Origin of the sequence: uncultured Brachyspira sp., assembly GCF_944390595.1 — a bacterium.
Lineage (GTDB): Bacteria > Spirochaetota > Brachyspiria > Brachyspirales > Brachyspiraceae > Brachyspira.
This window is the reverse complement of sequence record NZ_CALXRN010000236.1, coordinates 1-10,845: the sequence shown is the minus strand read 5'-3', so window position 1 is coordinate 10,845 and position 10,845 is coordinate 1. Positions and strand designations below refer to the sequence as shown.

Here is a 10,845-nt window from a genome sequence, read left to right as displayed (position 1 = left end):
AAATATATTCTTTTAATTATTAGTTTTATATAAAGTTTATATATATATCTAAATTGTTAGTATATTCTAACATTTAAATAAAAAAAATCAATATTTAATGATTATTTTTTATTTAGTCTGCTAATTTTGATCCAAATTTGAATCCTAATATTAATCCTCCTCCTGAGCCTCCAATTCTTGGTGTGTCAGTTAAAGATCTTAAAGGAAGTCCGTAATCATGGGCAATATAAACTCCCAATACAATAGCTAAATTATCTGTTACAAAAAATGAATAATCTAAAGTCATTTTAAAATAATGCATTATAGATGCACTATATCCGTATTCTAAATTTTTTTTTCCAGCCATAGGAATTTTTATACCGCCTCCAATGCCTAATGAAACTCCCCAAATTGTAATTTTAGGCATCAGTCCTATTTCAAAGTTATGCATATACATAGAAGTATCAATAGTATTTCCGCTTTCAAATGTTTTTGATGTTATATAACTATCATAGGTATATCCTAAATCAAAGAATAAACCAGCTCCTATTCTGTTATAAATTTTATGATAATAGCCTATTTGTATTTCTACGCCTGTATCAAATCCTTTACCGCTTTTATAACCCAAATCTTTTAATGGTTTATTAGGTGTTCCTATTGCTACGCCTAATGGTACATTTAAAGATACTTCAAATCCTTCTGCATAAGCAAATAAATTAAATGATAATGCTGATAATGCAATTACTAATAGTAATATTTTTTTTATCATATTTGATCAATCTCCTAAAAATCATTTATATAAAGTTAGAATAATATAACAATTAATTAGACTATAACTAACATTTAAACAAAAAAAATCAATATGAAATTTTTTAGTAAGGTCAATAAACTTTTTTACTTTTTTATTAAAAAAGCACTTATTAATATGTTGAATAATTGAAAAAAAAATTATATTAATATATCATTACTACATATAAAATTCATTGGAGGAAATATGGCTGTATCTAAGAAAAAAACAGCAGATAAAAGCTCATCAAAATCTGCTAAAAAAACTGCTGTTGCCAAAAAAACTGTTTCTAAAAAAAATACTAACTCAAAAAAAGCAGTTAAAGTAGCAGAAAAAAAAGTAGCTGCTCCTAAATATTATGTATCAGAAGCTCCGCTTAAAACTGCTGATAAAGAAATATTTACTGCTATGAAAGCTGAGTATAAAAGAGAAGTCAGCGGTTTTGAACTTATAGCTAGTGAGAATATAGTTTCACGTGCTGTTATGGAGGCACAAGGTTCAATATTTACAAACAAATATGCAGAAGGTTATCCATCAAAAAGATATTACGGCGGATGCAGTGCTGTTGATATTGTTGAGGATTTAGCTAGAGAAAGAGCAAAAAAATTATTTAAAGCACCATTTGTAAATGTTCAGCCTCATTCAGGATCTCAAGCTAACATGGGTGTTTATATGGCTGTATTGCAGCCGGGCGATACTTGCTTAGGTTTATCATTAGATGCAGGCGGACATTTAACTCATGGTAAGAATGTTAATTTTTCCGGTAAAATATACAATTTTAAGCATTATAATGTAAACAGAGAAACAATGCAGATAGATTATAATGAGGTTAGAGATTTAGCATTAGAGCATAAACCTAAGATGATAGTAACTGGAGGAAGTGCTTATCCTAGACAAATAGATTTTAAAAAGTTTAGAGAGATTGCTGATGAGGTAGGAGCATATTTACTTGTAGATATGGCGCATATTGCAGGACTTGTTGTTGCAGGTCTTCATCCTAACCCTGTTGAATATGCAGATTTTGTAACAGGAACTACTCATAAAACTTTAAGAGGACCTCGCGGAGGATATATCATTTCTACAAAAGAAGAATTGGCAAAAAAAGTTGATAAAACAATATTCCCTGGAATACAAGGCGGACCTTTAATGCATGTTATAGCTGCTAAAGCTGTATGTTTCAAAGAAGCACTTGATCCTAAATTTGTTAAATATCAAGAGCAGGTTTTGAAAAATGCTGATGCTATGGCTAATATGTTTTTATCTAAAGGTTATGAATTAATTTCAGGCGGTACAGATACTCATTTAATATTGCTTGATGTTAAAAAATCTAAAGGTATAACTGGACAAGTTGCAGAAACTGTATTGGATGCTGCTCATATAACTACAAATAAAAACGGCATACCTTATGATACAGAATCTCCAATGGTTACAAGCGGCATAAGGCTCGGTACTCCTGCTATTACTACAAGAGGTTTAAAAGAGAAAGATGTTATGGAGCTTACTCAGTATATAGATGAGGTTTTGAGTAATAGCGGCAATGAAAAACTTATTGCTTCTGTTGCTAAGAAAGTTGATGCTTTATGTAAAAAATTCCCTATGTATAAATATATAGCTGATATGTAATTTATATAATTAGGTTTGAATAATTAAAAGAGGGGCATATTATTTTATAGCCTCTCTTTTTTAATAATGAAAATTAATTAAATAAATTTAATATTTCCTCTTCTGTTAAATCTTCTTGTATAATTTTTTTTACTAAATTATCATTTCCTAAAATATCTGCTAATTCAGACATAGCATCCTGATGACTGCTTGAATCTTCAGCTGCTAATGTAAAAAATAGATATACTTTATTTTCAGTTTTATAAAAATCTATGCCGTTTTTTATTTTTAAAAAACTCATTCCCATTTTTATAACACCGTCTTCAGGTCTTGAATGAGCCATTGCCACTCCATCAACTAAAACTATATATGGTCCATATTTATATATATTATTTATAATAGAGTCAACATATCTGTATTCTATATTATTATTATCTAAAAGCGGTTTTGCTGATATTTTTATTGCCTCTTCCCAATTTTCAGCATCTTCTATAATTTGTATTTTTTCTTTTAACATTTCCTTTAACATAATTCTATATAATCAAATATATCTCCTATATTATTAATTACTATATCTGCTCCTTTTTCTTTTAATGTTTCTTCATCATAGCTGTTAGTTATTGCAGCAATTTTTATACCTGTTTTTTTAGCACCTTCTACTCCGGCTAAACTATCCTCGAATATTAATGCATCTTCTTTTGTTATGCTGTTATTATATTTTTTTAAAAGTTCAAATGCATATAAAAATAAATCAGGCTCAGGTTTAGCTTTTAATTGTTCATTATGGCATGAATAATCTTTTATATATTTTGCTATTCCTTTTTTTTCAGACATTCTTTTAACATAACTTATATTACTGTTTGAAGCTATTACCATATCAAGTTTTTTCATCTTTTCCAAAGTTTCAATAACATTATCAAAAGTTTCTAAATCTGTTTCTATTATTTTACGGAAGTACTTTTCAGTATCTTCAAAAAAATTTTCAGGTATATAATAATTTTTTTCTATTAACATTTTTTTTATGTCATCAGTTTGATATCCTGCCATAGATTTAAAATCTACATCTTCAAGCACTTTCATTTTACCAGCCATATATATTAATGATTTTGTATATAAACTTTCACTGTCTACTAGAGTTCCGTCAAAATCAAATATAGCAGCTTTAATTTTTATTTTGCTCATTTCTAAATCCTTACTATATTTTATAGAAAAATATTTTATATTTTTTTTATCAAAATCAATATAATTTTATATTATTTGATAATAAATTATATACATGTTATAATTATTATTAATAAAAAAACAAACATATATTTAAGAATAATTTAAGGAGAATATGATTATGGGGTTAAAGGTTATTATAGCAAAAGATGCCAATGGAGTTGGTAAAAAAACTGCAGCAGAGATTATTAATTTATTAAAAGTAAAAAAAGATGCTGTTTTAGGTCTTGCTACAGGCGGTACAGCAGAAGCTGTATATCCTCATTTAATAAAGGCATATCAGAAAAAAGAAATAGATTTTAAAAATGTTAAGTCTGTTAATTTAGATGAATATAAGGGATTAGATGCTAAAAATGAACAAAGCTACAGATATTTTATGAATAAAAATTTATTTGATCATGTAAATATTGATAAGAAAAATACTTTTGTTCCTAAGGGAGTAGGTGATAAAGATAAAATATTGAAAGAGTTTAATGATAAAATAGCAAAACTTCCTAGAGATTTGCAGCTTTTAGGAGTTGGTCCTAATGGTCATATTGCATTTAATGAACCTGATGAGGCTTTACATGCTGATGCTTTATGTGTTAAGCTTGATGAAAAGACAATTAAAGCTAATGCAAGATTTTTTAATTCAGAAAAAGATGTACCTAAAGAAGCATTCAGTATGGGTATGGGCGGAATATTGAAAGCTAAAAAAATAGTTATTGCGGCAATAGGAAAGGGTAAAGCTGCAGCAATGAAAGAGCTTTTAAATCATGACAAAGTTACAACTAAATGTCCGGTTACTTTTTTAAAACTTCACAATGATGTTGTGGTTGTTATTGATGAAGAATTAGCCGATGCTATTGGATTAAGCAAGAAAAAGCCTGCTAAAAAGTAAAATAATATTATTTTTATATAAAATAGGGCAGCATATTTGCTGTCCTTTATTATTTTATAAATTAAAAAAGTGTTAATGTAAGTTATCATAATACCGATAATTATGTTAACACTTTAAATACAGGATTATCATTTATATATGAAAAGCAAAATAGCTTATACGGCTTATACTTTAATAAAAAAGAAGAAGTATAAAAAAGCAAAAGAATTTATTCTCAATAATAAATCAAGAATTACCCATGATGCTGATGCTTATGCTATGCTGGCATTTGCTGATATTTTCTTAAAAGATTTTTATGGTGCTGAAGAAGTTTCAAGAAAGGCTCTCAGAGAAGATAGTTTCTGTATTAGTGCTATGCTTGCTAAAGCGTATATTAGTTTGCATAATGGACACAGAGAAAATGCCTTAAGAGAATATTTTAGAATATTAGATTTAGAACCGGAGAATAAAGTAGCTAAAGATAATCTTGAAAGAATAAGATTTTTAACTAATAATGCCAAAGGGGATGAGATTAATCCTAGAGCTTATTTGCTTGGAAAGAAAAGGATATCTGTATCTAAGTTTTTACTTCTTATACCTATAGCATTTATACTTACTCTTGGTTCATATTTAGTAATAGACAGAGTTTATCCTAAAATAAGATATGTTCTTCTTGATAAAGATCAGAAGGAATTAAGAGAAAAACTTGAGAATGTATATTTATTTGAAGGGCTTGAAGACGGTAAAATACAGGAGAGTGCTCAAAGTCCTACATACTCGCCTCGTGAAGTTGCTGAGATGTTTGATAAAGCTAAGAATAATATGAGAAGTGCATCTGTTAATGAAGCTGTTATGATAATAAACGGGGCATTAAAAAGTGATATAAACGAATATTTAAAAGAGAGATTCAGAGTATTAAAAAACTTTGTAATAGCACCGGATTATAATATATTCAGAGAAAGTCCTGATTATCTCACGGTAGTTGAAAACTATGATCTATACAACGGCGGATACATAAAATGGAAAGCTGATGTAAACACTATAAGTCAGACTAATATAGACGGGGTTCCTAAAAAGAGAGCTAGAATATTAGTTTATGACAATGAAGATAAGAACATAGCAGGTGTTGCTGATTTAATAGTGAATGTAACTGTAAAATTGGAAGCTAAAAATTATATAGAAGTTTACGGTAAAATTTTAGGATACGACACTAAACAGAAATCAATTCAGCTTGAAGGTCAGGTAATAAAGCATTTACCTAGGAAGAAATAAATTAATTCATTCTATTGATATTATAGTTTAATAATATAAAATAATATTATGATAAAATTTGAATGGGATAACAATAAAAATCTTATCAATATTAAAAAACATAAAATTTCATTTGAAGATGCAATATATGTTTTTTCAGATAAAAATGCTCTCATTATGAAAGATGAAGAACATTCTTATTATGAAGATAGATTTATTACGATGGGTAATATTAAAGGAAAGTTTATTGTTGTTGTTATTCATACAGATAGAACAAAAAATTCAGCTGAAGAAGTTATAAGAATCATATCAGCAAGGTATGCCACTAAAAATGAAATTAATCAATATTATAATAGGGGGGATTATGAGTGATATAAAAAAAGAATATGATTTTTCAAAAGCTCAGAGAATTACATATTTTGAAAACGGAAAATTTTTTATTAGTAGCGAAGATATAGAAACTCCTATTTATTTAGATAAAAAAATATTATCCGAATTGGAAATTTTATCAAAGCAGTCAGAAACCTCAATATCAGAAATAGCTAATCAAATACTTTCAAAATATTTAATTAATAAATAATTTGGATTATTACAGTTTTTCTATCAAATTATTGTATTCTTCCACATCAAGATTTATTTCATTTAATATTTTTCTCATAAGAGGTCTTGATATTACCTTGCTTGAGTGAAAAGGAATAACAGTAGATCTTCCGTCTTCATGTTTATAAAAAGCATGACTTCCTTTTTGCCTTTGCTTAACAAATCCTAATAAAAGCAGTAACTTTTCTATAGTTTTTGCCTCTTTCAAAATTAGCTTACTCATACAAGCTCTATTTCTTCCACTTTTACAAACTCTGGAATAGCATTTTTTTCTTCATTGTCCATTTCTTCAAGGCATAAATCAAGAACTTCTTTTAATTTTATATGCAATTCTTCCAAAGTGTCAGCCTGAGTATGTGCACCTACTATTGAAGGAATATATCCCACATAAACATTAGTTTCTTTATCATATTCTATATATGCGAAAAATTTTTTATTCATTAATAAACCCCAATATTTTATATTTTAATTATAACATAAAGAATTATTAATTTAAGCCCCTTTAGCAAATTTCCTAAACGCATAAATATTATGCATTAATTTAATACTGTTTTGTAAGAATTTTACTAAGAAATGGTATTTAATATTTCTAATATATTTTCGCATTGTTGTAACCTTGATATAAATTCTGTAATTGTCAATGGTATAATTGTTAAATTATGTTGATATTTTATATAACCAATAAGTAATTTAGTGTCTTCGTGAATTATAGGAGCAATTAATATAGAAAAAGTTTGATCTTTGTTAAATGTTTTTATAGATTCTTCTAAATGCCTTTTTATAGCAGGTACTTCTATTATAGATTGATTTCTAGATGAAATTAATGTAACTTCAACAAGCTGATTACCATCCCTATCAAAACACTCTATGTCAGCCATGTTTCCAGCAGCGGTGAATGTTGGTAATCCTTCATCATCTATACTATAATTTGGGCATATTTTTAATGTTGTAAAGCGTTGTTTTAAATAAACACTAGTTAAAAATTCAAGTCTTGTTGGTTTATTGATAAATTTTAGTACACTATTTTTTGTTTCTTGTTTTTTTAATAATATTTTTAATTCATCAATAATATCTTTTTTTGATAATTTTTTAGCCCATTTCTCTAATGCAGACATTTTTATGTTATTTATTCTATTAACATCTATTTTATATGGTTTTAGTATATTACTATCAATGCTTCCCATATATTGAAAAAAATCTTTTTCATCTGTAAATGTTTTATATTGGCTATAATTTTTGAGAACGTAATTTATTGTGTCAATTTTAAATGTATTAAAATCTATAAATCTACCATTTCCTCTTAACGATATAACACCAGTTATTCTCATTTTTCTTATAAAGTCATCTACAGCTTCATTTGTTATTTGAGTTATTTTAAATCTTTTAGCATTTTTTTCTTTATTAGCTCCCAAAAGTGATAGGCATATTTCATATATGATTTCATCTCCATAATTATATTTATACTGTTGTCGTATTTTTTTTATTAGTTTATATAGAGAATTATAATCATCATCTTTCCAACATATTAATAGAGGTATTTCATTCCTAAATATTCCAGCATCATTTTCTTCATTATCTTCTTTCAATAGTTTAATAGTATTAAGTAATAATATTAATGGAGAATTAGATATTTTATTTTTTCTAAAAGGATTATTTGTTTGATATTTCATCATAGCATTCAAAAAAATATCTTGTTTTTTTTGATTATTTGGATTTTCATCATTCATAGCATTTATTAACATATGTCCAGTGCTAGATATAATAATCTGTTCATTCATTCTATAATATATAAATCCAAGTTCTTTTGGTAGTTTATACCAAGTATCAAATCTCGAAGGCCAACCATTATCAAAACCTGTTTCTTTATGGTCCTGTATACTGTTTTTTATTATTTCATCTAGTTGTGCCTCTGTAAAAGTTTCTTCAGAATTATATATATTTTTTAATTCTGCATTATGATCTATATATCTTGTTCTATATACTTTATTTTTTAAAATATTTTTTACTATTTCATTTATTAATTGATTAGTTAATATTTTTCCTTCATATTCCAATATACATCTTAAAAAATCAATTATTCTCTCTGGGTTACGTATAGTAGTTGAAAATGATAATGGTTTAAGTTCTTTTTTTCGTTCTTTAGACATAATTTTTCCTATTCTTTATATTTAATAATTTTTTACCAATACTTCTATAGAATTTTTATTAGTATTATCATGGTAACTTATGTAGTTACTAGAAATATTTATTATATTGTACTTTTGTGCCCATTCATTAAAAATACAATTATATCTATTTTTATGCCATAAAATATTTGATACAGCAAATTTAATATTTTTTTTATTTAACTTGTCTAAAGTATTTATTAATCTCAATTCATCATTTTCATTCCAATTTTTATTATATTCACTATACGTAATTAAATATGGTGGATCTAGATATATAAAATCATTTTTTTTAAAATCTATATTATTTAAAAAATTTTCAAAATCTAAATTATATAATAATATATTTTTATTTTTTACATTATTAAAATAATCTATTATAGCATTTTCAACATTTTTATTAAAATCTACATTTCCAACTGGTAAATTAAAATCACCATTAGAGTTAAATCTAATCATTCTATTAAACCCATAAATAATTAACATATATAGTAACATAATATCTTCTTTATTTTTGTTAAAATCTTTACGCATATTAGCATATGCAAATTTATTATATTTTGCAAAATATGTTTTTTTAAATTTGTATTTTAATTCATATGGGACATTTTTTCCTAAATATGTTGCAGATAGTCGATACTTATCTATATTTTGTTTTATTACTGAAAAAAATAAATCTTCTTTATTTATATATGATAATAAAAAATTATGTAATTTAATTACATATTTATCTATATCATTTACAATATACTTATTAGCATTTATATTTAAAAATACGCTACCGCCTCCACAAAATGGTTCTATAAATGTATCTATTTGTTTTGGAAATATATTGTTTAATTGGGGTATTAATTTAAATTTATCTCCAACATAAAATAAAGGTGATCTTATTATTTTTTTATTCATTTAAAAAACCTTAACTAAAAAAATAAATTCCTTATGATTAGTAAAATTTGTTTTTCCTGCATTAAAAAATTTATAATCTATATCAAATATTTTTACTTTTCCTTTGTTATTTAGAATATTAATTATATCATTGTATAATATTTTATTTTCAGATGATTTACTTTTTGAATTATATGTATTATTATATGATACTATAATATATTTACAGTTTAATTTTTCTATTAAATCATTAAATTCTTTTTTAGCAGAATTTCTACAATAGTTACTCATATTTTCTGGTGCTGGTTTTAATGCTGTACCAAATAATTTTGGTTTTTTCCACATAGTTATATTTTCTAATATGTGATAAAACCTACTATATTGTCTAGAATTATATGGGGGATCAATATATATTATATCTTCATTAGTAGTTGTTACCAATTCATTTGCATATTTTCTTGATATTATTATATTATTCATATTAGTATTATATGGTTTTATAAGATTAAATTCAAATTTATCTTTAATCTCTTTATTTTTTATATAAGCATCATAATGACCAACTGTATTTGCTATTTTATCAAAAGAATATATTAAAGAAGCTAATAATATATAATATTCTTTATCTGAAAAATCATTTCTATTTATTTCTAAATATTCTCTTATATATCCAATTTTTCTAGAATCATTAACTGAAAAAAATTTATTTCCAAAATTATTTGAAATATAATTATCATCATTTATTTCTATATTATTGAAATAGTTTTTTGTATAAATTAATTTATTTATATCATATTCAGCATTATAAAAAAATGCTTTATATATTAATTCATTTGAGAATAAGATATCATTTAAATGTATAGTTTTATATTGTTCTAACATTTTATATGATATTATTCCTGTTCCAGCAAATAAATCACAAAATGAATCTCCATAACAGTTATTAATTATTAATTCTTTTATCCAATTTGATAATTTGTATTTTGATCCTGTATATCTTCTATTCCATATATTATATATCATGTTTTTTCCGTAATTTTTATAAATATATCGGATATAGATTTTTTAAATTTGATAGTGATATTTATACTGTAAAAATTACTCAAAAAAAGATAATTTTCTATTTGTGAATTTTTTATTATAATGTATAATTATCTTAAGAACAAAGCTATATTTAAAAAGGAGTTTACAAATATGGTTACAGCTATTACGACGACTGACACAACTAATACTTATGTTACGTCAATAGGCGGGGTAAATGTTACTGTCAGAAGTAATTTTTCTGATAATACATCAACTATAGAAGTAGAGCCGAAAATTACAGGCGGTGCTTTAAATGTACAGGGATAAAGTGTATTCTTTCCCTTATCGCATATTAATTATCGGTTTTTAAATTTTATACTTTAACAAAAAGTAGTTATTTGTTCATTTATTAAATTAATGGGGTTATTCGTGGGAGATAATCCCATTTTTTATTTTGTTCTGTATAGATATAG

14 protein-coding genes are annotated in these 10,845 nt (G+C 25.2%); 6 read left to right on the top strand and 8 right to left on the bottom strand.

What is annotated here, in order from left to right; translation table 11 throughout:
• Positions 1-112 precede the first annotated feature (112 nt).
• Positions 113-748 (bottom strand): hypothetical protein, encoded by a 636-nt coding sequence (locus tag Q0J90_RS14080; RefSeq protein ID WP_297278511.1) that lies wholly within the window; start codon positions 746-748, stop codon positions 113-115.
• A 225-nt stretch (positions 749-973) separates the two neighbouring features.
• Between Q0J90_RS14080 and glyA the strand changes: the two genes are divergently transcribed.
• On the top strand, positions 974-2,389 hold the full coding sequence (glyA, locus tag Q0J90_RS14075; protein WP_297278510.1) for a serine hydroxymethyltransferase: 1,416 nt from the start codon (positions 974-976) through the stop codon (positions 2,387-2,389).
• 73 nt (positions 2,390-2,462) lie between these two features.
• On the opposite strand, the gene Q0J90_RS14070 is transcribed toward glyA, so the two are convergent.
• Together Q0J90_RS14070 and Q0J90_RS14065 are read right to left on the bottom strand one after the other, a co-directional pair.
• Positions 2,463-2,897, bottom strand: coding sequence for a PTS sugar transporter subunit IIA (locus tag Q0J90_RS14070; RefSeq protein ID WP_297278509.1), 435 nt, complete (start codon positions 2,895-2,897; stop codon positions 2,463-2,465).
• Positions 2,891-3,550 (bottom strand): HAD family phosphatase, encoded by a 660-nt coding sequence (locus Q0J90_RS14065; RefSeq protein WP_297278508.1) that lies wholly within the window; start codon positions 3,548-3,550, stop codon positions 2,891-2,893. The genes Q0J90_RS14070 and Q0J90_RS14065 overlap by 7 nt, the downstream gene beginning before the upstream one ends.
• A gap of 160 nt (positions 3,551-3,710) precedes the next feature.
• On the opposite strand from Q0J90_RS14065, the gene Q0J90_RS14060 reads away from it, so the two are divergent.
• The 4 genes from Q0J90_RS14060 (at position 3,711) to Q0J90_RS14045 (ending at position 6,279) form a co-directional block, all read left to right on the top strand.
• Positions 3,711-4,469, top strand: coding sequence for a glucosamine-6-phosphate deaminase (locus Q0J90_RS14060; protein ID WP_297278507.1), 759 nt, complete (start codon positions 3,711-3,713; stop codon positions 4,467-4,469).
• A 138-nt stretch (positions 4,470-4,607) separates the two neighbouring features.
• Complete coding sequence (locus tag Q0J90_RS14055) at positions 4,608-5,720, top strand: hypothetical protein (protein WP_297278506.1); 1,113 nt, start codon at positions 4,608-4,610, stop codon at positions 5,718-5,720.
• Between the two features lie 48 nt (positions 5,721-5,768).
• Positions 5,769-6,071, top strand: coding sequence for a BrnT family toxin (locus tag Q0J90_RS14050; RefSeq protein ID WP_297278505.1), 303 nt, complete (start codon positions 5,769-5,771; stop codon positions 6,069-6,071).
• Entirely contained in the window at positions 6,064-6,279 is a 216-nt protein-coding gene (locus Q0J90_RS14045) for a hypothetical protein (RefSeq protein ID WP_297278504.1), read from the top strand. Before Q0J90_RS14050 ends, Q0J90_RS14045 begins: the two co-directional genes overlap by 8 nt.
• A gap of 9 nt (positions 6,280-6,288) precedes the next feature.
• Here Q0J90_RS14045 and Q0J90_RS14040 read toward each other — a convergent pair whose 3' ends face one another.
• From Q0J90_RS14040 to Q0J90_RS14020, 5 genes are all read right to left on the bottom strand, one after another.
• Positions 6,289-6,522 (bottom strand): type II toxin-antitoxin system HicA family toxin, encoded by a 234-nt coding sequence (locus tag Q0J90_RS14040; RefSeq protein ID WP_297278503.1) that lies wholly within the window; start codon positions 6,520-6,522, stop codon positions 6,289-6,291.
• Positions 6,519-6,740: a type II toxin-antitoxin system HicB family antitoxin gene (locus Q0J90_RS14035; protein WP_297278502.1), complete on the bottom strand. Its 222-nt coding sequence runs from the start codon at positions 6,738-6,740 to the stop codon at positions 6,519-6,521. Before Q0J90_RS14035 ends, Q0J90_RS14040 begins: the two co-directional genes overlap by 4 nt.
• A 125-nt stretch (positions 6,741-6,865) precedes the next feature.
• Positions 6,866-8,446 (bottom strand): AlwI family type II restriction endonuclease, encoded by a 1,581-nt coding sequence (locus Q0J90_RS14030; RefSeq protein WP_297278501.1) that lies wholly within the window; start codon positions 8,444-8,446, stop codon positions 6,866-6,868.
• A gap of 21 nt (positions 8,447-8,467) precedes the next feature.
• The gene (locus Q0J90_RS14025; protein ID WP_297278500.1) at positions 8,468-9,370 is read right to left on the bottom strand and encodes a Dam family site-specific DNA-(adenine-N6)-methyltransferase; all 903 of its coding nucleotides are present in this window, start codon (positions 9,368-9,370) and stop codon (positions 8,468-8,470) included.
• Positions 9,371-10,372 carry a DNA adenine methylase gene (locus tag Q0J90_RS14020; RefSeq protein WP_297278499.1) on the bottom strand — a complete coding sequence of 334 codons (1,002 nt, stop codon included), beginning with the start codon at positions 10,370-10,372 and terminating at the stop codon, positions 9,371-9,373. It lies immediately after the preceding gene.
• 171 nt (positions 10,373-10,543) lie between these two features.
• Here Q0J90_RS14020 and Q0J90_RS14015 point away from each other — a divergent pair, with 171 nt between their 5' ends.
• Positions 10,544-10,699, top strand: a complete 156-nt coding sequence (locus Q0J90_RS14015) for a hypothetical protein (protein ID WP_297278498.1) — start codon at positions 10,544-10,546, stop codon at positions 10,697-10,699.
• The last annotated feature ends 146 nt before the right edge of the window (positions 10,700-10,845 follow it).

What these genes read in the sequence shown, in the direction of transcription:
- glyA (WP_297278510.1), top strand. Translation starts at nt 974, where the DNA reads ATGGCTGTATCTAAGAAAAAAACAGCAGATAAAAGCTCATCAAAATCT.
- Q0J90_RS14030 (WP_297278501.1), bottom strand. Translation starts at nt 8,446, where the DNA reads ATGTCTAAAGAACGAAAAAAAGAACTTAAACCATTATCATTTTCAACT.
- Q0J90_RS14045 (WP_297278504.1), top strand. Translation starts at nt 6,064, where the DNA reads ATGAGTGATATAAAAAAAGAATATGATTTTTCAAAAGCTCAGAGAATT.
- Q0J90_RS14070 (WP_297278509.1), bottom strand. Translation starts at nt 2,897, where the DNA reads ATGTTAAAGGAAATGTTAAAAGAAAAAATACAAATTATAGAAGATGCT.
- Q0J90_RS14035 (WP_297278502.1), bottom strand. Translation starts at nt 6,740, where the DNA reads ATGAATAAAAAATTTTTCGCATATATAGAATATGATAAAGAAACTAAT.
- Q0J90_RS14060 (WP_297278507.1), top strand. Translation starts at nt 3,711, where the DNA reads ATGGGGTTAAAGGTTATTATAGCAAAAGATGCCAATGGAGTTGGTAAA.
- Q0J90_RS14080 (WP_297278511.1), bottom strand. Translation starts at nt 748, where the DNA reads ATGATAAAAAAAATATTACTATTAGTAATTGCATTATCAGCATTATCA.
- Q0J90_RS14065 (WP_297278508.1), bottom strand. Translation starts at nt 3,550, where the DNA reads ATGAGCAAAATAAAAATTAAAGCTGCTATATTTGATTTTGACGGAACT.
- Q0J90_RS14055 (WP_297278506.1), top strand. Translation starts at nt 4,608, where the DNA reads ATGAAAAGCAAAATAGCTTATACGGCTTATACTTTAATAAAAAAGAAG.
- Q0J90_RS14050 (WP_297278505.1), top strand. Translation starts at nt 5,769, where the DNA reads ATGATAAAATTTGAATGGGATAACAATAAAAATCTTATCAATATTAAA.
- Q0J90_RS14020 (WP_297278499.1), bottom strand. Translation starts at nt 10,372, where the DNA reads ATGATATATAATATATGGAATAGAAGATATACAGGATCAAAATACAAA.
- Q0J90_RS14040 (WP_297278503.1), bottom strand. Translation starts at nt 6,522, where the DNA reads ATGAGTAAGCTAATTTTGAAAGAGGCAAAAACTATAGAAAAGTTACTG.
- Q0J90_RS14015 (WP_297278498.1), top strand. Translation starts at nt 10,544, where the DNA reads ATGGTTACAGCTATTACGACGACTGACACAACTAATACTTATGTTACG.
- Q0J90_RS14025 (WP_297278500.1), bottom strand. Translation starts at nt 9,370, where the DNA reads ATGAATAAAAAAATAATAAGATCACCTTTATTTTATGTTGGAGATAAA.